Consider the following 21,911-nt stretch of genomic DNA (forward strand, 5'->3'; position numbering starts at 1 on the left):
CGCATCTCATCACGCCGTAACCCTGGTGTCACGCATGCGCGGCAGGGTAGGGGCGTGGTTGACATGCACGTACATCAGCGTCTGGGCAGACTGAGGCTGATGGCCCCCTCGATCGGCCAGTGCGCGGTCGGAGCCGCGATCGCCTGGCTCGTGGCCAAGGACCTGCTGGGGCACAGCCGCCCGTTCTTCGCGCCCATCGCGGTCGTGATCTGCATCGGCGTGGCGCTGGGCCAGCGGATGCGGCGGGTGGTGGAGCTGGTCGTGGGGGTCAGCCTCGGCGTCGGCGTGGGCGACCTGCTGGTGTCGCGGATCGGCTCGGGCGCCTGGCAGATCGCGCTGGTGGTGGCGCTGGCCATGGCCGTGGCGGTGCTGCTCGACAGCGGCTCGCTGATCGTCCTGCAGGCGGGCTCCTCGGCCGTGCTCGTCGCCACGCTCCTGCCACCGAGCGGCAGCGGCGGGTTCGACCGGATGGTCGACGCGCTGGTCGGCGGGCTCATGGGGCTCGCGGCCGTCGCCCTGCTGCCCACCAGCCCGTCGGCGCTGGCGAGGCGGCACGCGAAGGGGACGTTCGGCGCGCTGGCCGACGCGTTGCGGCAGATCGCCGAGGCCATCGAGAATCGCGACGTACGCTTGGCCGCCGACGCGCTGGAGGAGGCGCGCGGCAGCCACAAGAACATCGAGGAGTTCAGGCAGGCCCTGGAGACGGGCAAGGAGATCGCCACCATCTCGCCGCTCCACCGCCACCGCCGCCCCTTCCTGGAGGGGTACGAACAAGCGGCCGTGCCACTCGATCACGCGCTCAGGAACGCCAGGGTGCTGGCCAGGCGGGCGATCGTGGCGCTCGACGGCCCCGCCGCCCTCCCGCCCTGGCTACCGCGCGAGCTGCGCGAGCTGGCCGACGCGACGCTCATGCTCCGGGACGACCTCGCCGCCGAACGCTCGCCGGAAAGGGCGAGCCGGGCGATCCTGTCGGTGGCCTCGCGGCAGGGGGCGGAGCGGTGGGGCTTCTCGGCGGACGTGATGATCGCGCAGCTCAGGTCCATCATCGTGGACCTCCTCCAGGCGACCGGCATCGATCGGGACGAGGCGGTCGCGACCCTGCCGCCGCTGGACGTCCACCCCGACGACCGAGCAGCCGATGAGGAGGACGTACCCCCAGACTCAAAGGACTCCACCAGCCCCAGAAAATCCACACAACGCCCGACTAAAAGGACTTAGCTGGGGCAAACGTGACCTCAATGTCATATAGATCCGCCAAGGTAGAAGGGTGCGAACCAGGCTCAGCGATCATGTGAAGGAACGACTGGGCACGTTCGGCCTCATGGCTCCCTCCATCGCGCAGTGCGCGGTGGGCGCCGCACTGGCCTGGATCATCGCCATGGAGCTGCTCGGCCACCCCCGTCCGTTCTTCGCGCCGATCTCGGTGCTGATCTGCGTGGGCGTCGGGCTGGGGCAGCGGCTGCGCAGGGTGGCCGAGCTGGTGATCGGCGTCAGCCTCGGGGTGGGCATCGGCGACCTGCTGGTGTCCTGGATCGGCTCGGGCGCCTGGCAGCTCGCGCTCGTGGTGGCGCTGGCGATGGCCGTCGCGGTGCTGCTGAACAGCGGGGCGCTGTTCGTCGCGCAGGCCGGGTCGTCGGCCGTGCTGGTGGCCACCCTCGTGCCCGGCGACGGGGCCGGCGGGCTGGACCGGATGGCCGACGCGCTCACCGGCGGCATCGTCGGGGTCATGGCGGTCGCGCTGCTGCCCGCCAGCCCGTTCACGATCGCGGCCAAGCACCTGTCCGGGGTGCTCGACGCGCTGTCCACGGTGCTGGAACGAGCGGCGGAGGCGATCGAGAAGCGGGACGTGGAGCTGGCGGCGGAGGCGCTGGAGGAGGCGCGGAACACGCAGGAGGCGGTGGAGGAGTTCGAGCACGCGCTGGAGACCGCCAAGGAGATCACCATGATTGCGCCGCTGCACTGGCACCGGAAGGCAAGGCTGGCGCGCTACGAGACCGCCGCCGTGCCGGTCGACCTCGCGATGCGGAACGCCCGGGTGCTGAGCAGGCGTACCCTCGCCTCGCTCGGGGAGGCCAGCCCGCCGCCCGCCGCCCTGGCGGAGGCCCTGCGCGAGGTCTCGGAGGCGGCGCTGCTGCTGCAGCTGGAGCTCGGCGCCGGCCGGGAGCCGACGCTGGCGCGCCAGGCGCTGCTGGCGGTGGCGGCCCGGGAGCGGCCCGACGGGCTCGGCTTCTCGGCGCACGTGATCATCGCGCAGCTGCGTTCCGTGGTCGTCGACCTGCTGCAGGCGACCGGGATGGAGCACGAGGCGGCCACGGACACGCTCACCCCCTTGGACGAGCCACGCGACGAGACCAGCCGCCGCTGACGGCCCGGCGCCTGCAGCAGGCCCGCCAGATGGTCCTCGACGACCGCGCGAACACGAGAGCCACCAGACCTACCGGCCGCCACTCGGCCGCGGGTCGACCGAGGGCCCGGGAGTCCTGGAGGCTGAACGTCAAGCCGCGAAGTCGTGTTGGCGGTGCTGGCGCGGGGCGATCGGGGTCAGCGGAGGAGTGCGGGCCTCGATCGCGTCGGCGGCGTCCAGGCACAGGTCCTCACGGAAGCGCGGCCCGATGATCTGGACGCCCTGAGGCAGCCCCTCGGCCAGGCCCGTGGGGACGGCCACCGCCGGCAGCCCCAGGATGTTGACCGTCCACGCCATGCGCAGGGACGCCGGCCACCGAGCGAGTCGGCCGTCGTCGAGTTCGGATCCCACGGCGAAGGCCGGGCCGGTGCAGATCGGCGCGAGGACGTCCGCGGCGGCGACCGCGTCGCGCATCGGGACGATGCCCAGCGTCGTGGCCGATCCCGCGACGTCGATGTTCTCCTTCACGGTCACCGGGACTCCGCACAGCGGGCCGACCGGCAGGCCTGAGGCCAGGGCCCGGTCGGCCGCGTCCGCCGCCTGCAGCGCCCGCTCGGTCAGGACGACGGTGACCGCGTTCACCGAGGGATTGACCTCGGCGATCCGCCGCAGATGCGCCTCTACCGCCTCGCGGCTCGACACCGTGCGAGCCTGGATCTGCCGCGCCAGCTCCCAGGCGGACATCTCCCATATTTCCGACATTGCGCCCCCTTCTTCGTTTGCCGTGCCGAGGAATCTAGGGCGCGTCGCCACAAAATTGCAGTCTTGTGTTCACGGTCCGTGTCAGCCGCCCAGATGCCGAGACACCGGTCCAGGCGAGCAGGCGCCCAAGGACTCCGAGGGACGAGCCCCGCCGGCCGGGGCAGTGAGGCGGACCTGCCGCCCCTCCCCAGGAGCGCGGCCGCCATCCGCGGGCGAGGGGGCGGCGCGAGCGCGCGGCCCGCTGGGCGGCATCCCTCGTTTCGAGGCGCTCACATCGAGTAGGCGCCGGAGGCGAGGGCGATGATGCCGACCACGGTCATCAGCAGCGCCGAGCCGGGGTGCATGGCGATCGAGATGCGGATGTCCCGCTTCTTCCAGGCGAGCCAGACGCCCGGGTAGAGGAAGACGAGCTTCGACAGGACCGTCCAAGGGGCCCAGAAGTGGTACACCGAGAAGAAGAAGGTGTTGAAGAACGGGGCCCACTTGCCGAGCTGCGGGAGGCGGGGCAGCAGGAAGCCGCGGAAGTAGTACTCCTCGAGCAAGGGCAGGGTGAAGCCGGTGAACGGCGCGCAGATGAGCAGCGTGGTGAGCACGAGCTCGTGCGGGTAGCCCTGGAGGTAGGCGGTGCCGTCGGGGCCGGCGCCCTGGTAGTCCACCCAGGTGAAGAACCAGTCGTAGACGATGTTGTCCAGCGGGGTCAGCGAGAGCGAGACCACGGTCATCCACACGAGGCACGCGGCCCCGAGCCAGAAGACCTTGCCGCGCGAGACCGGCTTGTCGCGGTAGTGGACGACGCCCTTCATCGTGAAGCGGCCGGTCTTCTTCTTGCCCAGCCACAGCAGGAACAGCTGGAGCGGGAAGAGCACAACCGCGAGAGCGATGGCCCAGGCCAGGAAGATCGGGAATTCGATCGCCCGGACCAGGGGGGCGGCGATGAACGCGTACACGGCGACGATGACCGCGCCGGGCACCAGGTGCAGTGCGATGGAGAACGGGACGGAGTGACGGTCGGCGAGGAGCTTCGCGACGAAGCCCTTCGGCTGGGCGCCTTGGGTGTCGGCCGGGGGCCGCATTGCTGTGTCCATGCCGAGAATCGTGGCCCGGCGACCCTATATGGAGCTGACATCGCTCTGACACGGCTTCGAGTCGCCGTGAAAGGCGCAGGTCACGGTGGGTGCGGGGCGGGCGGGAGTCGCCACGCGCCGGTGGGGCCGGTGGCGATGACGTCCCGCAGCCGGCCGCCGGGCTCCTCGCCGACGTAGGTGCGGCGCCGGTTGCCGGGGACGGCCTCGGGGATGGGAGAGGCTGCGGGGGGCTCAGCGGGGGACGAGGTGGAAGAACGAGCCGTCCATGGGGCCGAGGTCGCGGTGGGAGATCGCGTCCAGCCGGGCCGCCGCCTCCTCCGGGAGGTCGAGGTCGAACGCCGCCAGGTTCTCCCGCAGCTGCTCCACCGATCGCGGGCCGATCAGCACCGAGGTCACCCCGGGACGCCGCGCCACCCAGGCCAGGGCCACCGCGGCCGGTGCGGCGCCGAGTTCGGCCGCGACCTCGACCAGTTCGCCGGCGACGTCCAGGTTGCGGTCGTTGAGCAGCGATCGGGCCCAGCGGTTCGCGCCCGGGAGGGAGTGGCCGAGCAGCCTGCCCATGCGGCTGTCGGGATCAGGGGCCTCGCCGTGCTTGTAGCGGCCGGTCAGCACGCCGCCGGCGAGTGTCCCGTACACGACGGTGCCGATCCCGTGCCGTTCGCACGCCGGCAGGATCTCCGCCTCGATCACCCGCTGGATGAGCGAGTACTGCGGCTGCAGGCTCACGAACGGGGTGCCGCCCACGCGGGCGGCGGCCCACTGCGACTCGACGAGCTGGGTCGCGGTGAAGTTGGAGCAGCCGAGATAGCGAACCTTGCCCGCCTTGACGAACCCGTCCAGCGTGGCCATCGTCTCCTCGATCGGCGTCGCCGGGTCCCACTGGTGGCACTGGTAGAGGTCCACGTAGTCGGTGCCGAGCCGGCGCAGGCTGGCGTCGAGGGCCCTGGTGAGGTGGCGCCGCGACAGGCCGCGCCCTTCCGTGCCCACCGGCATGGCGCCCTTGGTGGCCAGCACGACCCACTCGCGCCTGCCCTTCAGCGCGCGGCCGACGATCTCCTCGGTCTCGCCCCGGTGGTACAGGTCGGCGGTGTCGATGAAGTTGCCGCCCGCGTCGAGGAACGCGTCGATGATCCGACCGGCCTCGGCCTCGTCGCTGGCGGCCAGGCCGTGCTCGGTGCCGAAGTTCATGGTGCCCAGGCAGGCCCTCGATACCCGCAGGCCGGAACGGCCGAGATTCAGGTGGTCCACTGGAGTTCCCCTAGAATCGGAATGATTGTTCCGGATGCCGACCATACGGAACACTCGTTCCGGTTGTCAACGGGAAAGGGCCCTCTGTGATGCGTGCGGACGCGCGACGCAACCGCGCCCGGGTGCTGGAGGCCGCCGAAGTGGTGCTGGCCAGGGACGGGCTGTCCGCGTCGATGCGCGAGATCGCCTCGCTGGCGGGGGTGGGGGTAGGGACGATCTACCGCCAGTTCCCCACCAAGGAGGACCTCTACCAGGCCATCGTCGTCGACCGGATGGCGCGGCTGGCCGCGCTGGCCGATGAGCTGGCCACGGCCGCGGACGCCGGGGAGGCGTTCTTCGAGTACTTCACGATGATCGTGGAGGATTCGACCGTCAAGAAGGTGCTCGTGGACGCCCTGGCGGCGGCGGGGATCGACGCCAAGGCCGGGGCGCCGGACATCCGGGGGGCCATCGAGACGCTGCTGGTGCGGGCGCAGGGCGCCGGGGCGGTTCGGGGGGATGTGGGGATGGCGGAGTTGCTGGCGTTGTTGAGCGCCACGTGTCTGGCGGCGCAGCACAACGGATGGGACGAGGGCCTGCGCACGAGGACCCTCGCCATCGTCTTCGACGGCCTGCGGCCCTCGGCGCGACCGGCGTCACGCCACCCGCCTGAGCGCCGCAGGCGGGTCAGGTGGAGAGGTGTTTGAGACGGGTCACGGCCTCGTCGATGACCTCGTCCTTCTTGCAGAAGGCGAACCGGACGAAGTGCCGCCCCCGGTCGGCGTGGTCGTAGAAGACCTGGGTCGGGATGGCCACCACGCCGGCCAGCTCCGGGAGGCGGCGGGTGAGTTCGAGGCCGTCGGTGAAGCCCAGGGGGCGGATGTCCGTCTGGACGAAGTACGTGCCGGAGGGCCGCAGGACGGAGAAGCCGGCGGCCGCGAGGCCCTCCATGAGGCGGTCGCGCTTGTCCTGGAGGCCGGCGCGCAGCGCGGACACCCACTCCAGCTCGTGCCGCAGCCCGTACGCCACCGCCAGCTGCCACGGCGCGCTCGACGTGAACGTGAGGAACTGCTTGACCGTCTGCACCGCCGTGACCAGGGCGGGAGGTGCGCAGATCCAGCCGGTCTTCCAGCCGGTGACCGAGAACGTCTTGCCCGCGGACGAGATCATCACCGTGCGCTCGCGCATGCCGGGCAGCGTGGCCAGCGGGACGTGCTCGACCCCGTCGAACGTCAGGTGCTCGTACACCTCGTCGGTCACCGCGATCAGCCCGCGCTCCTGGCAGAGCTCGGCGATGACCTCCAGCTCGGCGCGGGTGAAGACGGTGCCGGTGGGGTTGTGCGGCGAGTTGACGAGGATGACGCGGGTGCGCGGGGTGACGGCGGCGCGCAGCTCGTCGGGGTCGAACGTGAAGCGCCCCTCGACCGGGCGCATCGTGACGGCGACCAGGCGGGCCTGGGCGAGCGCGATCGAGGCCGCGTACGAGTCGTAGTACGGCTCGAAGGCGATCACCTCGTCCCCCGGCTCGCAGAGGGCGAGCACGGCCGAGGCGATGGCCTCGGTGGCCCCCACCGTGACCAGGATCTCGCCCGCCGGATCGTAGGAGAGGCCGTAGTGGGCCGAGCGGTGTTCCGAGATCGCCCGGCGCAGCTCCAGGATCCCCGGACCCGGCGGGTACTGGTTGGCGCCCGAGGTGATCGCCTGGACCGCGCGGTCGAGCATGGCCGCGGGCCCGTCGGTGTCGGGGAAGCCCTGGCCGAGGTTGATGGATCCGGTCTCGGCGGCGAGCGCGCTCATCTCCGCGAAAATCGTCGTGCCGAAGGCGCGCATCCTGGCAACAAGTGGTTCGGTCACGGCACTTAGGCTATGCCCGGCGGGAAAGCCGCTCATCATTCCGCCCCCTGATGTCGCGTGGAGCGCTCCGGCGCGCCTTGTCGGTAGTCTCGTCTCGTGATCATTCGGGTCGTGCTCGCCCTCGCCTTGACGACGTCCCCTGTCATGACCCCGCCGGATGCCGGCCCGAGCGCCTGCCCGGTCGCCGCGCCGCCCCGTACCACCTGCGGTTTTCTCGAGGTTCCCGAGCGCAGGGACGCGCCGGAGCGCAAGATCAAGGTGGGGTACGCCGTCCACGCCTCCACCGCCAAGGACCGCAAGCCGGACCCCGTGGTGTACATGAGCGGAGGCCCGGGGTCGGCGTCCATGCAGCTGACGGGCTTTCTCAGCCAGATGTTCCCCGATCGCGACGTGGTGACGATCGAGCAGCGCGGCAGCAAGTACTCCGAGCCGGTCCTGAGCTGCCCCGAGACGGCCGAGGCGCTGCTCGGGCAGCTCAGGCGGCCGCCCGCCGACGTCGGCGCGGAGGCCGTCCGCTGCCGCACGAGGCTTCAGGAGCAGGGCGTCGACCTGCGGGGATACAACACGAAGGAGATCGCGGCCGACGTCGTCGCGTTACGCGAGAAGCTGGGCTACGACTCCTGGAACCTGTTCGGCGTCAGCTACTCCACCAGGGTCATGATGGACGTGGCCGCCGCGGACCCGAAGGGCGTGCGGTCGGTGGTGCTGGACTCGTACCTGCCGGAGAGCGTCGCCTGGTACGACGACGCCGACCGGAATCTGGCCGACACGGCGGCTCGGCTGAACATGAAGGACGCGTTGGAGGCCATGACGGCCCGGCTGAACGCCGCGCCCGCGCAGGTGACGACGACCGACCCGCTGCTCGGCAAGGCGTTCGCGGCGCGGATCAGCGGTGACGACGTGGCCACGATCATGGCGGAGGCGCTGCACGAGGCGGACTTCGCGGCGGTCGCGCCCGCCATGGTCGGGGCGCTCGCGAAGGGCGACGACGAGCTGCTGGGGGCGCTGGCCGACGCGGTGGGCGGGGGGCTGGTGTCGCACGAGCTCGGGCTGTATCACGCGGTGCAGTGCCAGGACGAGGTCCCGTTCAACACATACGCCACAAAATCCCGACTTTTCACCGTAAATGGGGACAAGGCGGTGTGTGATGCTTGGCAGCTCCCCAAGTCCAAGCCCGTCAACGCCACCACCAAGGCCCCCGTGTACGTCCTGGGCGGCCAGTACGACCCCACCACCCCCACCAGGACCACCAAACCCGCGGCCGAGGCCCTGCCCGACGCCCGCTTCGAGGAGTTCCCCCGTGCTGCCCACGCCGTCTTCCTGAGCAGCGCCTGCGCCCGCCGCAAGATCGTCGAGTTCCTCGACGCCCCGAAGGGCGACACGGCCTCCCCGTGCGTCGACGACGACACCGCGCGGCCGGGCGACCTGCACGTGACCGCCGCCCCGTACCGGATCTCGAAGTCGCCCTGGCTGGCCGCGCCCTTCGCGCTGTTCGCGCTCGCCTCCCTGATCCAGCTGGTCGCGGCCGCGCTGAAGGGCCGGGCGCTGGCGGCGTTCGGCGGGCTGACCGGCGTGGCCTTCGCCGGGCTGGTCGGGCAGTCCGTGTACGCCCTGGCGAGCCGGAACGAGACCGCGCTCGCCGTCGGCGTGCCCGGCACGGCCGTCCTCTACACCTGGATCGCCGCCGCCTCGGCCGCGCTGACCGCCGCAGCGCTCCTGCGCGACCGGCGCTGGCCGCAGATCGCGGCGGCCGCCGTCGGCGCCGGATTCCTCGTATGGTGGTTGGCCTGGTTCCTGTGACGCGCATCCGTGAGCTCGACGCCCTCCGCGGTTTCGCGGTGGGCGGCATCATGCTGGTCAACACCTGGCAGCACACCGCCAAGGAACCGCGCAACGGCGTCGACTGGGTCATCGAGGCGCTGTTCCAGAGCCGGTTCTACCCGATCTTCTCGCTGCTGTTCGGCATCAGCTTCATGCTGTTCCTGCGCGGAAACAGCCGCTGGGCGCTGCTGAGCAGGCTGTTCTGGCTGTTCTGCCTCGGGCTGGTCCAGCACACGTTCTACGAGGGCGAGGTGCTGACCGACTACGCCGTCTACGGTGCCGCGGTGCTGCTGCCGGCCTCGTTCCTGACCGGCGGCCTGCCGGTGCTGCTGCTCGGGCTGGCAGGGGTGGCGTGGGGGCTCGAGGTGGGCGGCGGGACGAAGCTGATCCCCGGCCTGTTCCTGATCGGCATGGGGCTGTGGCGGCTGAGCCCGTCCAGGTCGCTGCTGCTGCCCTCGTTCGCGGTCACCGCGCTGGCCGGCGCGCTGCTGACGGCCGCCTGGGCGAGCGAGGGCGGGTGGATCCTCTACAGCACGGCCGCGCTGGCGGGCGCGGCGGCGTACTCGCTGGGACTGCTGCTGGCGCTGCGGCCATGGTTGTCGGCGGTGCTGGAGCCGCTGGGCAGGATGGCGCTGACGAACTACGTCACGGGCACCGTCGTGATCGTCCTGGTCACCCCGCTGCTGAACACCGATCCGACGCGCTGGTCGGTGGTGGCGCTGGCGGCGGCGACCGTGGCGGCGCAGGTGCTGTTCAGCAGGTGGTGGCAGGCCAGGTTCAGGTACGGGCCGCTTGAGTGGATCTGGCGGTGCCTGACCTGGTTTCGAGTGGTGCCCAACCGGTTAGAGTCGGGCCGTGACCGAAATCGCCCTCTGCCAGATCCCGGTGTCTCCTGACCCGGCCACGAACCTCGAACGAGCCCAGGAGGCGCTCGCCAGGGCCGAGGGGGCCGACTTGGCGATCTTCCCCGAGGCCGCGCTCACCCGCTACGGCCGGCGCATCACGGACCTGGCCGAGCCGCTGGACGGGCCGTTCGTGACGGGCCTGGCGGAGGCGGCCAGGAAGCACGGGCTGGCGGTGATCGCCGGGGTCTTCGAGCCGGGCGACGACCGCGTGCACAACACGGCCGTGGCCATCGACGCCCAGGGCGCGGTGAAGGCCGCGTACCGGAAGATCCACCTGTTCGACTCGTTCGGCGCGAAGGAGTCCGACCTGGTCGCGCCCGGCGCGGAGCCGACCGTGGTGGAGCTCGCGGGGCTCAGGGTCGGCCTCATCACCTGCTACGACGTGCGGTTCCCCGAGCTGGCCAGGGCGCTCGTGGACATGGGCGCCGAGCTGTTCGCGGTGATCGCCGCGTGGGGCTCCGGGCCGCTCAAGGAGGACCACTGGGTCACCCTGGTCAGGGCCCGGGCGCTGGAGAACACGATGTGGACGGCCGCCGTCGGCCAGGCGCCCAACCCCGCCGAGTCGTCCGACGGCTACGGCGTGGGCCGCAGCATGCTGGTCGATCCGCTGGGCGTGATCCGCGCCGACCTGGGCACCGCGCCCGGCGTGCAGGTCGTGCGGGTGGATCACGAATGGACAACAGCCGCCCGGGCGACCCTGCCCTGCCTCCAACACCGGGTCCTCTGAGGTTCAACCGATCGTAAAGTAGTACCGTGAGCGGAACGCAGATGCAGAAGGTTGTCCCGCCGCGTCTGCTCGTGCCATACCTGTCGGGCAAACGCACGGTGATCTCGGGTTACGTCTACCGCGTGCAGGACTGCGTCAGGCTGACCACGCCTGAGTCGCTCTACTACGGGCTCGACCTGTCCTTCGACGGGTCGGAGCTGTTCGCCGAGGTGCCCGAGCTCTACGTGATGCGCTGGTACGCCCGCGACGTCGACACGTACGCGGTCCCGTACGGGCCCCACATGGGTGGCGACTGGAGCGACGCGCCGCCGTTCGCCGGCAACGGTTTCACAACATCGTCGGACCACGTGGTGCCGCAGTTCCACACCGTTCCGATGCCGATCCCGGCCGGGGCGGAGATCGTCCACGTCACCGCCGACGGCGAGCGGCCCTTCGCCGAGTACGACGGCCTGACCTGGCGGCCCGCGGCATGAGCGAGCATAGCGAGCGACCCATCGAACACAGCCGACCCGCTCAGGCGACCGACGAAGGAGGGCGCGTGAGCGAGGAGATCATGCCGGTGGCGTCCGGTTTCGTGGCGCGCTTCGACGATCGCACGCTGCCCGCCGCCCTGGGCCCCGACAACGGCCAGGTGGTGCTGTTCAGCGAGGTCGAGCTCGACGGGTTCGAGCCCGCGTCGGGCTACTGGCGCAGGGTGGTGGCCAGGTCGCAGGTGGAGTGGCTCGTGCTGATCCGCACCGTGGGGGCCTTCGGCGGCGAGCCGTGCATCGTGATCGACGAGGACGACGACGGGCTGCACATCGCCTACACGGGGCACAGCGGGATGAAGGCGGAGGCGCTGGGCTACTGGCTGGTCGACCACGGCGCCTACGAGGTCGTGGTGCCCCGCGAGGAGGTCTTCTCGATCCGGGTCGAACGAATTCCGGTTCCTTAGTCAACCTGCCGCCGTTACGGGTGTCTCTATGAGGTGACCGAAACAGCGACCATGGCGCAGCCGGCGTTCGCCGACCTGTTCGCGGCCCAGTACCACTCCCTGGTACGCCTGGCCGGGCTGCTCGGCGCGGACGACCCTGAGGACATCGCTCAGGAGGCGTTCACCCGGCTGCACACAAGGCGGTTGCGCGACGAGGGGGCCGCCCTGGCCTACCTGCGCTCCACCGTCTGCAACCTGACCCGCAACCGCCTGCGCCACCTCAGCCTCGTCCGGCTGCGCCGCCCCGACCCTCCAGAACCGGCGCGCAGCAGCGAGCACGCCGTGCTCGCCTCCGAGGAGCACCGCGAGCTGCTGGCCGCCGTGGACCGGCTGCCGCGCCGCCAGCGCGAGGCCCTCGTCCTGCGCTACTGGCTGGACCTGTCGGAACGCGAGATAGCCGACGCCATGGGCGTCTCGCCCGGATCGGTGAAGACGCACGCGAGCCGGGCCCTGGCTGCCCTGGGCAAGGCGCTGAAGGAGGAGGACGCGTGAACGACCTGGAAGAACGCCTTCGAGCCGCGTTCGACGCCCGCGCCCGGACCTACGAGCCCGACCCGCACGCCTGGGCGCGCATCATGGCGCGCCGGCCGCGGCGCCGGCCGGCCCGGTGGCTGCTGGCCGCGCTGCCGGTGGCGCTGCTGACCGTATTCGTTCCTGCGCTGCTCAACGGGGGCCTGGGCAGGAACACCGCGATCGACCCGACCGGCGTCTACCAGCAGCTCATGAAGGATCGGACGCCCCTCGGCAAGGAGGCGTCCATCGACAACCCCTCCGAGGGCAAGCCGCTGCGGATCTGGTTCGCCAAGGCGAAGCTGGGCTATCCCGAGGTCTGCTACGTCGTCGAGCGGGCCGCCGGCGAGCCGTACGGGGCCTGCGCCGACGCCGTCGAGTGGGCGGACGCGGACGCCTGGTACGTGGGCAGCACGCTGCGGGACGGCGCGGCGACCGCGATGGACTGGGGGCTGGCGCGCCAGGACGTGGGCGCGGTGGCCGGGGTCACGAAGGGCGGGCAGGAATTCCAGGGCACGGTGCGGAGCCTGGACGGCGCGCCGTACCGGCTGTGGACCGTGACGTATCCGTCCCAGGAACCCATGTCCAAGATCCAGATCTCGGACGTCGACGGCAAGCGCCTCGGGTGGTGGTCCCGCGACGGCCTGTTCCTGCCGGGCGGGCAGCCCATGAGCGCGCCCATGGAGCTGTCCCCGGGCATCTCCGTCCAGCCGTACCGGACGAAGAAGGGGACGCGGCTGACCTGGTCGCGGCACGGCGCCGAACTCGTCACGCAGGAGCCCTCCGCGACGGACCCGACCGTGACGATCAGCGGGCGACGGGACCTGATCATCGGCTTCGCCCGCAAGGACGTGGCCAGGATCGAGGTCTCCTTCGGCAGCGGGAGCACGGCGAGCGTCGTGACCAGGCCCGATCCCTGGAACGTGGGCGTCACGCTGTTCGCGGCCGCGAGCCCGTCCGACGACCCGGCCGAGAGCCGCCGCGTGACCGCCTATGACGCGTCGGGCAAGCAGGTCTGGAGCCAGGAAGAGCCGGCCAGAACAGACCCCTTCGAGGCCGACAAGGTCGCCGGCGAGGTGATGACCCTCCCGGGCACCGAAAACTCCGGCCGCCCGGTACGCATCTGGTTCACCCGGAGGTCCGACGACGGGGACGGGTTCTGCTTCACCGGCGGGCCCGCGCCGAGCGACCAGGCGAGCGGCTGCTTCATCAGCTTCTCGCAGAACTCCTATCCCTTCCACCAGTCGACCACCTACCTGCCGGATCCCGGCGCCGACATCTACTTTGGCCCAACCCTCGCGGGCTGGGAGTCCGTCGAAGCGGTGCTTTATGACGGGCAGCGGGTCCGCGCCTCGTTCCTGCGCGGCAAGGGCACTCCATACCCGGTCTGGCACGTCAGCGTCCCGCGCGGCACCGAGGTCGGGGGCTTCGTCGTAAAAGCGAAGGGCAAGCCGGACAAGCAGGTTCCGAACTACAGCAAGAGCTGCGCGAAGCAGGCCGCGAGGTCCGAGGCCGTCCCCCAGACCCTGCCGGCGGGCATCACGGCGCTCCTCGTGCCGGGCTGCGCGGCCTTCTGGGAGAACGGTGAGCAAGGGCCGGCGCTGCCCGGGCCGCTGCCCGGCGCGCGGCTGAGCGACCTGCTCGACGCCGCGCGGCCGGTCCAGTGGATCACCGGCGAGACGGCCTGGTACGGCTACGCGCCCGCGGGCACGGCCAAGGTGGAGCTCCGCATGAAGGGCGGCGCCACCGCGACGGCCGAGGCCGTCCCGGACTCGTGGGGGCAGAACGTGACGCTGTTCGCGGCCCCGGTTCCCAAGGGAGCCCCCAAGGGAGGCGGCGAGACCGTCGCCCTCACGGGCTACGACGCCCGGGGCAAGGAGCTGTGGCGGTACGAGCTGCCCGGGCAGCGCGCCCCGAAGTTCTAGCCGAGGTTGCGGTAGCGGGCCCGGCGGGCCGCGAAACGGTCCGCCGGGCTCAGCTCCAGCAGGTTCGCGATCTCGTACTCCAGCGCCCGCCCCACCCGCTCGCAGAACTGCCTCGGCTCGTAGGCGGCGTCCGGCACCTCCGGCACGACCCGGTCCACGATGCCGTCGCGGCGCAGGTCGGTGGCGCGGATGCGCTGGGCCTGGGCGATCTCGGGCGCGAAGTCCACCGAGCGGTAGAGGATGGCCGAGGCGCCCTCCGGCGGCAGCGGCGACAGCCAGGCGTGCTGGGCGCAGAGCACCCGGTCGGCGGGCAGCAGCGCCAGCGCCGCCCCGCCCGCCCCCTCGCCGAGCAGCAGGCACACGGTCGGCGCGTCGAGCATGACCAGCTCGGCCAGGCAGCGGGCGATCTCGGCGGCCAGCCCGCCCTCCTCGGCCGCCTTCGACAGGTCCGCGCCCGCCGTGTCGACGACGGTGATCAGCGGCAGGCCCAGCTCGGCCGCCAGCCGCATGCCCCGCCGGGCCACCCTGAGCCCCGCCGGGCCGAGGGGCGAGTTGGTCCGCTGGACCCGCCGGTCCTGGCCGAGCACCACCGCCGGCGCCGTGCCGAACCTGGCCAGCGCGAGCAGCAGCCCGGGCTCGTTCTCGCCCTCCCCGCTGCCGCTGAGCGGCGTCACGTCGGTGGCGGCGAGCTTGAGCAGCGTACGCACGCCGGGCCGGTCGTCGCGACGCGAGCGGGTGATCGCCTCCCACGCCTCCACGGGCCGCAGGTCCTCCTCCGGAGGCGTGCCCGCCTCCACCCGCGACCTGTCGTCGGCGAGCACGCCGAGCGCCCTGATCGCGATCTCCCGCGCCTCCTCGGCCGGGACCACCGCGTCGATCAGGCCCTTGCGGTGGAGGTTCTCCGCGACCTGTACGCCCTCGGGGAACGCGTAGCCGTGCAGCGACTCGAACACCCGCGGCCCCATGAACCCGATCAGCGCCCCCGGCTCGGCCGCCGTGACGTGCCCGAGCGACCCCCACGACGCGAACACCCCGCCCGTCGTCGGATGCCGCAGGTAGACCAGGTAGGGCAGGCCCTCGCTGCGGTGCAGCTGGATCGCGGTGGTGATCTTCACCATCTGGACGAACGCGAGCGCGCCCTCCTGCATCCGCGTGCCGCCCGACGCGGGCGCCGCCAGCAGCGGCAGCCGCTCGCGGGTGGCCCGCTCGACGGCGGCCGTGAACCGCTCGGCCGCCGCCACCCCGATCGAGCCCGCCATGAAGGAGAACTCGCAGGCCACCACGGCCACCCTGCGCCCTCCGAGCAGCCCTTCACCGGTGATGACCGACTCGTCGTAGCCGGACTTGACGCGGGCCGCGGCCAACTCGTCGGCGTAGGGGGAGCCGGGCTGCGCGGGGTCGGCGGGCGGCGCGTCCCACGACTTCCACGACCCCCGGTCGAGGATCGTTTCGATCAGTGTGCGCGCGTCCGGACGGCTCACTATCGCTCCCTAAATGTCGGCCAGCCTTGCAATGTTGACGCATGAAGAGATCGTCCGGTGCCGCGAAATGCGGATCATCGTTCACGCTCTTCGAGCCAGGCGAGCACGGCGTCGCCGTCCTGGCCGAGGGCGGGCGGCGCGGTGTGCTCGAACCCCTCGAGACCGTCGAAGCGCAGCGGCGGCCCGGGCAGCTCGATCGTGCCCAGCACCGGGTGCTCCACCTCGACGACCAGCCCCTGCGAGCGGGTCTGGTCCCAGGCGTAGACCTCGTCGAGCGTCCTGATCGCGCCCGCGGGCACGCCCTCCTCGCCCAGCCTGGCCAGCCAGTGGGCGCGGTCGTGGGCCGCCAGGGCCTTCTCCATGTCCGCGATCAGCTCGTCCCGGTGGGCGAACCTGTCCCTGTTGGTGGCGTATTTCGCGGCGTCGGGGTCGATGCCGAGGAGCGTGGCGACCTTCTTCCACTGGCCGTCGTTGGCCGCGGCGATCTGCAGCATGCCGTCGGCGCAGCGGAAGGCGCCGTAGGGGGCGATGGAGGCGTGATGGTTGCCGCCGGCCGCCGGCACCTTGCCGCCGACCGTCCAGGCGGTGCCGTGGTAGGCGTGGACGCCGGTGATCGCGGCCAGCAGCGAGGTGCGTACGACGCGGCCCTTGCCGGTGCGCTCGCGCTCGTAGAGGGCGCCGGTGACGCCGTACGCGCCGTGGATGCCGGCGAGCAGGTCGGCGATGGAGGCGCCGACGCGGTAGGGCTCGTCGGGCGACGGCCCGGTCAGCGACATCAGGCCGGCCTCGCCCTGGGCGATCTGGTCGTAGCCGGGCCGCCCGCCCTCCGGGCCGTCGTGGCCGAAGCCGGTGATCGACAGGATGACCAGGCGGGGGTTGAGCTCGTGGAGGCGTTCGACGGAGAAGCCCAGGCGGTCGAGCACGCCGGTGCGGAAGTTCTCGATGAGGACGTCGCTCTGGCGGACGAGACGCTCGATGAGCCGCTTGCCGTCGGCGGACTTGAGGTCGACGGCGATGGACTGCTTGTTGCGGTTGGCTGCCAGGAAATATGTCGAAATTTCGTGATCCGGCCCGACGAACGGCGGTCCCCACCCGCGCGACTCGTCGCCCCCGTCCGGATGCTCCACCTTGATCACCCGAGCGCCCAGGTCACCCAGCATCTGCGCCGCGTGCGGCCCGGCCAGGGCCCTGGACAGATCGAGCACGACGATGTCACCGAGGGGTCCGAGCAAGATCTACCTCCTGCTTGCATTCGGGGCGAAAGAACATTCTCTCAGTAGCCCACACCACGTCTTCTACCCTGGGTCCGGTGAACCACCTGGCCGATCGCATCATGACCCTGCGCCCCTCGTGCGGCCCCGTCCGGCTGGTGGCCGTGGACGGGCCGGCGGGGGCGGGCAAGACGACGTTCGCGGGGCGGCTGGGGGCGGCGCTCGGGTGCCAGGTGATCCACAGCGACGACTTCCCCGTGCCGTGGGAGGAGGGGCCCGGCGGCTGGTTCCACGCGCTGGAGTCGCAGGTGCTGGTCAGGCTCCGCGACGGCCTGCCCGGGGGTTTCCGCAGGTACGACTGGGTGCGCGGCGAGTACGCCGAGCACGTGGCGGTCCCGGTCGCGCCGGCCCTGGTCATCGAGGGCGTCGGCACGGCCCGCGCCTCGATCGCCCGCCTGCTGGCGTTCACCGTCTGGGTGGACGCGCCGCGGGCGCTGCGCTTCGCGCGGGTCATGGAGCGGGACGGGGCCGAGCTGGAGCCGCGGTGGCTGGAGTGGTTCGCGGCCGAGGAGAAGTGGTTCGCCCAGGACGGGACCCGCGACCGGGCCGACCTGATCGTCGAGACGGGCTGGTGAGCGGTGGGTCAGAGGTGGCCGACGTCGTTGAACCGGACGAGCCCGGAGTGGTCCCAGACGGAGACGGAGGCGTTCAGCACCGGCGCGAACTCCAGGACCGCCGCCAGGTCCGCGGCCCCGTCCGTTTCCGGGCCGCCCGCGAGGACGTGGCGCAGGCCCAGCACCACCGAGTCGTGGGCGACGATCAGCACCCGCCGGCCGGCCGCGTGCTCGCGCAGGTCGGCGAGGAGGTCACGGAGCCGCACCACGACGTCGGCCAGCGACTCGCCGCCGGGCGGCCGGAAGGCGTACGCGCCCTCGGCCTCCCGCCGCGCCATCTCCCCGGGGAAGCGCTCGCTGATCGCGGCCAGGTTGTATCGCGCGAACGCGCCGGACTCCTGGTCCCTCAGCCGCCGGTCCACGGTGAGCGGGAGCGGGCCGGCGCCCCACGCCCGCAGGGCCTCTCGCCACGTGTCGAGCGCCCGCAGGTAGGGCGAGCACCACACCACCTCGGGGGCCTCGGTGGCGGGCAGGCCCGCCAGCGACCGCCCCAACGCGGCCGCCTGCGCCCGGCCCAGGTCGGTCAGCGTGACCTCGTCGTCCCCGCGCTCGTAGACCAGCGGCGCCGGCCCGGCCTCCCGGTGGGCGAGGTTGGCCTCGCTCTCCCCGTGTCGCACCGCCATGATCCGCGCCGGTCCCATCCCGCCATCTTGTCACCGGCCCCTCTGGCAAATTACGGTCAAGGCCGTTATGTAGCTCTGGGAGGTCGTACGTGCGCACCATCCTCGCAACACTCCTCGTTGCCTTATTCATCTCGGCTCCGGCCCAGGCCGAATCCGCAGCAGCCCCACCGACCGGGTGCGGCTTCCAGAACCTCGGCACGCTCCCGCTGACCGGCGCCACCACCGCGGGCACCGCGCTGGACGCCCGCCACCCGCAGGGCCCGCGCGTCTACTCGGTCACCTCCAGCGCCTCCGGCCCGGCGCTGCTCGGGATCAGGGACGCCCGCGACGGCCGCCTGATCGCCGAGCGCCCGCTCCCGCTCGCGCTCGGTTCCTGGGCCGTCACCGTCGCCCCCGACCACTCCGTCTACGTCGGCAGCTACAACTCCACCCCGGGGGCGATGGGCCGCCTCTTCCGCTACACCCCGTCCACCGACCAGGTGAGCGAGCTCGGCATCCCCATCGCGACCGAGACGTTCGTCTGGACCGTCGCCGCCGGTCCCGACGGCTCGGCCATCTACGGCGGCACCTCGCCCGCGGGCAAGCTCTTCCGCTACGACACCGCGACCGGCGCCTTCGCCGACCTGGGCAGCCCGGTCCCGGGCGACCAGTACGTCCGGGACCTGGCCGTCGGCAAGGACGGCACCGTGTACGCCGGCGTCGGCGCGCGCAGCATGAAGGTCGCGGTGCTCTCCCCCGGCGGCACGGTCGAGCGGGTGATCGACCCGCCCGTCGAGGGCAGCGGCTACGCCTACGACGTGGACGTGGCCGGCCGCTACCTGCTGGTCCGCTTCGTCACCTCCACCGGCGCCAACCCCATGGGCGTGTACGACCTGCGCGAACGCGTATGGAAGGACGTGGTGGAGGACGTCGACAACCTCACCGTCGGCGGCGGCAGGCGCGGCCACGACCTCTACCTGTTCCAGCACGACGAGCTCGTGAAGTACGACCTCAAGAGCCGGAAGATCACCAAGCTGGGCTTCACCGGGTACGGCGAGGGCGCCGCCCGCCCGCTCGGCTGGCTCGGCCACACCCTCGTCGGCACCAGCTCCACCGGCCGCATCTGGCAGTTCGACCGCAAGACCGGGCAGGGCCGGCTGCTCGACGGCACGCTGAACGGCCAGCCCGTCAGCATCCGATCGCTCGGCACGGGCCCCGACGGCCGCGTCTACGCGGGCGGGTTCTTCACCGGCGGCCTGGCCGCCTACGACCCCGCCACGGGCCAGGCCCAGAACTGGCCGAACGTCGGCCAGAGCGAGGGCATCGTCACCCACAAGGGCAAGCTCTACCTCGGCGTCTACCCCGGCGCCCGGATCTACGAGTTCGACGGGAGCGCGCCCAGGCTGCTGCTCGACCTCGGCGGCCAGGAGCAGGACCGGCCCTTCGCGATGATCTCGGCGGGCGACTGGCTGGCCTTCGGCACGGTGCCCAAGGCCGGCACCCACGGCGGCGCGCTCGGCCTGCTCGACCCCGCCACCGGCCGGAACGTGATCAGGCGGGACCTCGTCCCGGGCCACAGCATCATCGGCCTGGCCTACCGCGACGGGGTCGTGTACGGCGCCACCTCGGCCTTCGGCGGCACCAGCACGCCGCGGGGCGACGCCGCGGCGTTCGCCTACGACATCGCCACGGACTCGCTCAAGTGGCAGTCCACCCCCGTGCCCGGTGACCTGGCGCTCGGCTCGATCGCCTTCGACGGCGACGGGCGGCTGTGGGGGCTGACCCCGGACACCCTGTTCGAGCTGGACCCGGCCACCGGGCGGACGGTCAGGAGCGTGAAGCACCAGACCTACCCCTGGTCCAGCGCCACGCAGGTCTGGCTGGACACCAACCTCGTCTTCCACGAGGGCTCCCTGTGGGGCAAGGTGCAGGGCAAGGCGTACCGGATCGATCCGGGGACGATGGCGCTCGCGCTCATCGCCCGCCCGATCTCGAACCTGGTGCTCGGCCCCGACGGCCACCTCTACCTATCACGCTTCGAGAACTTCTACACCTACCGCGTCTGCTGACGGGTCAGCCGGAACAGGCGCGGCCCTTCGGCGAAGTAGACGTCCCCGGACCCGTGCACCGCGAGCTGGTGCACGGGTCCCTGCCGCAACGCGGCGTGCCGCCCGGTCCGCGGGTCGAGGGAGAAGACCTCCTGGCCGGCGTGCGCGCCGTACAGGGTGCGGTCGCACGGGTTGAACGCGAGCTGCCCGCCGGCGCTCCTGCTGTCCGACAGCGTGACGCGCGAGACCACCTTGCGGGTGGCCGTGCTGACCGCGAACACCTCGCCACCCGCGATCCCCCACAGTCTTCCCCGGTCGTCGAACGTCAGCGCCGGGACGGCGGGCTTGCCCGGGGCGGGGACGATCTGCCACAGCAGCCGGTTCTCCTTCACCGACCACGCGAACAGCTTGGCCTCCGGCTGCGTCGGCGGCGTGGCCGACTGACCGCTGTAGATGGACGTGCCGCCGTAGAGCACGCCGTCGCGGTAGGCGAGCGAGACGATGCTCTGGTCCTGGACGACGTTGCGCTGAGCGTGCTTGAGCGTCCCGGTCCGCGGGTCCCACACGGCGAGCACGCCGCCGAGCTGGCCGAGGTCGGGCATGGTGCCCGCGGCGAGGTAGCGGCCCGCCGACACCAGCGCCCGCGGCCTGATCTGCTTGTCGGCGGCGAAGTCGAACAGCCGCGCCGGGTTCGGCGCCGGGCCGGGCTCGGGGCTGGGCGAGTATTCGGTGCTGTTCCACGGCAGCGCCGGGTCGTAGGCGTAGACCCTGGCCTCGGGATAGGCGCCGACGTACAGCTTGCCCTCGTGCGCGATCATGTCCTCGCTCTGGGAGAACGTGTGAAATTGGGTTCTCTTACCGGTCTTCGGGTCCAGGGCGGCGAAGCCGCCGTTGAGGAAGCCGCCGGCGTACATGCGGTGGTCGGGGCCCTCCGCGAGCGCGGTCACGTCGATGGGCTCGCCCTTGACCGCCGTCTGCACGAACGACTTCGCCCCGGTCTGCGGGTTGTAGCGGAACATCAGCCCGCGCCAGAGCAGGCCGACGACGCTCTTCCCCGGATAGTCGGGCAGGCCCAGCTCGGCCCAGCCGATTCCGCGCGTGTTGGCCACCCGGCCGGTGAAGGGCAGCCCGGTCGGCGTCGTGGCCTGCGCACGGGGGTCGTAGCGGACCAGCTCACCGCTCCTGACCAGGTAGACCGCCCCGTCGGCGTCCGGGGGCGAGACGTCGAGGCCGTGTACGGCGTCGAGCGCGCCGGTCCACTTGCCGGCGGCGATGTCCCAGACGTGCATCGGGCCCGGGCTCGCGCCGCCGTAGCGGACGTAGAGGAAGCCGCCCGCCGCGTTCACGTCGTAGGCCCACTTGCCCGCCGGGTCGAGGCCGTCGGGCGTGGGGAGCTGCCTGGCCGCGCCCGAGGCGGCGTCGATCTCGAAGACGGCGGCCGGGGCCTCGGTGCCCGCGTAGATCTTCCCCCCGGCGTAGGAGACGCTGCGCACGTAGGCGTGGGCGGGCGAGAGCTTGCCGTAGTCGCGCACGCCGGTGGCGGGGTCGTAGGCGAACAGGCGGCCGCCCGGGGAGGTGCCGCCGTAGACGGTGGCGCCCTCGCCCGCGGCCACGGACCAGATGAAGTTCTCCGAGGGCAGGGGGCGGCCGAGGTCCTGGACGCCGCCCTGGTCCGTCCAGCGGTAGAGGCGGCCGTCGCCGTACGTGCCCGCATAGACGCTGCCGTCCTGGGCCGCCTCCACGGCCCAGGAGCCGCCGGCGC

At 72.0% G+C, this 21,911-nt stretch carries 20 protein-coding genes; 12 read left to right on the forward strand and 8 right to left on the reverse strand.

Going from position 1 to position 21,911, the window contains the following annotated elements; translation table 11 throughout:
- Window positions 1-99 precede the first annotated feature (99 nt).
- Together ACFKCF_RS41695 and ACFKCF_RS41700 are read left to right on the forward strand one after the other, a co-directional pair.
- Window positions 100-1,218, forward strand: a complete 1,119-nt coding sequence (locus ACFKCF_RS41695) for an aromatic acid exporter family protein (RefSeq protein WP_394500874.1) — start codon at window positions 100-102, stop codon at window positions 1,216-1,218.
- A 49-nt stretch (window positions 1,219-1,267) separates the two neighbouring features.
- Window positions 1,268-2,365, forward strand: coding sequence for an aromatic acid exporter family protein (locus ACFKCF_RS41700; RefSeq protein ID WP_394500875.1), 1,098 nt, complete (start codon window positions 1,268-1,270; stop codon window positions 2,363-2,365).
- A 129-nt stretch (window positions 2,366-2,494) separates the two neighbouring features.
- Here the strand turns inward: ACFKCF_RS41700 and ACFKCF_RS41705 are convergent, their stop codons facing one another.
- The 3 genes from ACFKCF_RS41705 to ACFKCF_RS41715 all read right to left on the reverse strand — a co-directional run bounded on the left by ACFKCF_RS41705 (window position 2,495) and on the right by ACFKCF_RS41715 (window position 5,439).
- Window positions 2,495-3,106, reverse strand: a complete 612-nt coding sequence (locus ACFKCF_RS41705) for an amidase family protein (protein ID WP_394500876.1) — start codon at window positions 3,104-3,106, stop codon at window positions 2,495-2,497.
- 269 nt (window positions 3,107-3,375) lie between these two features.
- Window positions 3,376-4,191, reverse strand: a complete 816-nt coding sequence (locus ACFKCF_RS41710) for a type II CAAX prenyl endopeptidase Rce1 family protein (protein WP_394500877.1) — start codon at window positions 4,189-4,191, stop codon at window positions 3,376-3,378.
- Window positions 4,192-4,422: 231 nt separating this feature from the next.
- Window positions 4,423-5,439: an aldo/keto reductase gene (locus ACFKCF_RS41715; protein ID WP_394500878.1), complete on the reverse strand. Its 1,017-nt coding sequence runs from the start codon at window positions 5,437-5,439 to the stop codon at window positions 4,423-4,425.
- Between the two features lie 89 nt (window positions 5,440-5,528).
- Between ACFKCF_RS41715 and ACFKCF_RS41720 the strand changes: the two genes are divergently transcribed.
- Window positions 5,529-6,125, forward strand: a complete 597-nt coding sequence (locus ACFKCF_RS41720; protein ID WP_394500879.1) for a TetR/AcrR family transcriptional regulator — start codon at window positions 5,529-5,531, stop codon at window positions 6,123-6,125.
- Here the strand turns inward: ACFKCF_RS41720 and ACFKCF_RS41725 are convergent.
- Window positions 6,106-7,272: a pyridoxal phosphate-dependent aminotransferase gene (locus ACFKCF_RS41725; RefSeq protein WP_394500880.1), complete on the reverse strand. Its 1,167-nt coding sequence runs from the start codon at window positions 7,270-7,272 to the stop codon at window positions 6,106-6,108. The two genes, ACFKCF_RS41720 and ACFKCF_RS41725, sit on opposite strands and share 20 nt — an antisense overlap.
- 96 nt (window positions 7,273-7,368) lie before the next feature.
- Here ACFKCF_RS41725 and ACFKCF_RS41730 point away from each other — a divergent pair, with 96 nt between their 5' ends.
- The 7 genes from ACFKCF_RS41730 (at window position 7,369) to ACFKCF_RS41760 (ending at window position 14,133) form a co-directional block, all read left to right on the forward strand.
- A complete protein-coding gene (locus ACFKCF_RS41730) occupies window positions 7,369-9,072 on the forward strand; it encodes an alpha/beta fold hydrolase (protein ID WP_394500881.1) in 1,704 nt (567 codons plus the stop codon).
- Window positions 9,069-9,989 (forward strand): DUF418 domain-containing protein, encoded by a 921-nt coding sequence (locus tag ACFKCF_RS41735; protein ID WP_394500882.1) that lies wholly within the window; start codon window positions 9,069-9,071, stop codon window positions 9,987-9,989. The genes ACFKCF_RS41730 and ACFKCF_RS41735 overlap by 4 nt, the downstream gene beginning before the upstream one ends.
- Window positions 9,949-10,725 carry a carbon-nitrogen hydrolase family protein gene (locus ACFKCF_RS41740; protein WP_394500883.1) on the forward strand — a complete coding sequence of 259 codons (777 nt, stop codon included), beginning with the start codon at window positions 9,949-9,951 and terminating at the stop codon, window positions 10,723-10,725. Before ACFKCF_RS41735 ends, ACFKCF_RS41740 begins: the two co-directional genes overlap by 41 nt.
- 26 nt (window positions 10,726-10,751) lie before the next feature.
- Window positions 10,752-11,198: a hypothetical protein gene (locus ACFKCF_RS41745; protein WP_318786947.1), complete on the forward strand. Its 447-nt coding sequence runs from the start codon at window positions 10,752-10,754 to the stop codon at window positions 11,196-11,198.
- A gap of 65 nt (window positions 11,199-11,263) precedes the next feature.
- Window positions 11,264-11,659, forward strand: coding sequence for a hypothetical protein (locus ACFKCF_RS41750; RefSeq protein WP_394500884.1), 396 nt, complete (start codon window positions 11,264-11,266; stop codon window positions 11,657-11,659).
- Window positions 11,660-11,692: 33 nt separating this feature from the next.
- Window positions 11,693-12,190 carry an RNA polymerase sigma factor gene (locus tag ACFKCF_RS41755; RefSeq protein ID WP_394500885.1) on the forward strand — a complete coding sequence of 166 codons (498 nt, stop codon included), beginning with the start codon at window positions 11,693-11,695 and terminating at the stop codon, window positions 12,188-12,190.
- Entirely contained in the window at window positions 12,187-14,133 is a 1,947-nt protein-coding gene (locus ACFKCF_RS41760; RefSeq protein WP_394500886.1) for a hypothetical protein, read from the forward strand. Before ACFKCF_RS41755 ends, ACFKCF_RS41760 begins: the two co-directional genes overlap by 4 nt.
- Here ACFKCF_RS41760 and ACFKCF_RS41765 read toward each other — a convergent pair.
- Complete coding sequence (locus ACFKCF_RS41765; protein ID WP_394500887.1) at window positions 14,130-15,614, reverse strand: carboxyl transferase domain-containing protein; 1,485 nt, start codon at window positions 15,612-15,614, stop codon at window positions 14,130-14,132. The two genes, ACFKCF_RS41760 and ACFKCF_RS41765, sit on opposite strands and share 4 nt — an antisense overlap.
- 74 nt (window positions 15,615-15,688) lie before the next feature.
- Complete coding sequence (locus ACFKCF_RS41770) at window positions 15,689-16,846, reverse strand: CoA transferase (RefSeq protein ID WP_355194669.1); 1,158 nt, start codon at window positions 16,844-16,846, stop codon at window positions 15,689-15,691.
- A 77-nt stretch (window positions 16,847-16,923) separates the two neighbouring features.
- Here ACFKCF_RS41770 and ACFKCF_RS41775 point away from each other — a divergent pair, with 77 nt between their 5' ends.
- A complete protein-coding gene (locus tag ACFKCF_RS41775; RefSeq protein ID WP_394500888.1) occupies window positions 16,924-17,460 on the forward strand; it encodes a uridine kinase in 537 nt (178 codons plus the stop codon).
- Between the two features lie 8 nt (window positions 17,461-17,468).
- On the opposite strand, the gene ACFKCF_RS41780 is transcribed toward ACFKCF_RS41775, so the two are convergent.
- The gene (locus ACFKCF_RS41780) at window positions 17,469-18,140 is read right to left on the reverse strand and encodes a histidine phosphatase family protein (RefSeq protein WP_394500889.1); all 672 of its coding nucleotides are present in this window, start codon (window positions 18,138-18,140) and stop codon (window positions 17,469-17,471) included.
- Window positions 18,141-18,211: 71 nt separating this feature from the next.
- Here ACFKCF_RS41780 and ACFKCF_RS41785 point away from each other — a divergent pair, with 71 nt between their 5' ends.
- Window positions 18,212-20,170 (forward strand): hypothetical protein, encoded by a 1,959-nt coding sequence (locus tag ACFKCF_RS41785; protein WP_394500890.1) that lies wholly within the window; start codon window positions 18,212-18,214, stop codon window positions 20,168-20,170.
- On the opposite strand, the gene ACFKCF_RS41790 is transcribed toward ACFKCF_RS41785, so the two are convergent.
- On the reverse strand, window positions 20,155-21,911 hold a 1,757-nt coding region (locus ACFKCF_RS41790), incomplete at its 5' end, for a hypothetical protein (protein WP_394500891.1). The two genes, ACFKCF_RS41785 and ACFKCF_RS41790, sit on opposite strands and share 16 nt — an antisense overlap.

The sequence above is a fragment of the Nonomuraea sp. JJY05 genome, assembly GCF_043496855.1.
Lineage (GTDB): Bacteria > Actinomycetota > Actinomycetes > Streptosporangiales > Streptosporangiaceae > Nonomuraea.

Coding starts and splice junctions, on each gene's coding strand:
- ACFKCF_RS41695 (WP_394500874.1), top strand. CDS start 100: ATGGCCCCCTCGATCGGCCAGTGCGCGGTCGGAGCCGCGATCGCCTGG.
- ACFKCF_RS41780 (WP_394500889.1), bottom strand. CDS start 18,140: ATGGGACCGGCGCGGATCATGGCGGTGCGACACGGGGAGAGCGAGGCC.
- ACFKCF_RS41710 (WP_394500877.1), bottom strand. CDS start 4,191: ATGGACACAGCAATGCGGCCCCCGGCCGACACCCAAGGCGCCCAGCCG.
- ACFKCF_RS41720 (WP_394500879.1), top strand. CDS start 5,529: ATGCGTGCGGACGCGCGACGCAACCGCGCCCGGGTGCTGGAGGCCGCC.
- ACFKCF_RS41705 (WP_394500876.1), bottom strand. CDS start 3,106: ATGTCGGAAATATGGGAGATGTCCGCCTGGGAGCTGGCGCGGCAGATC.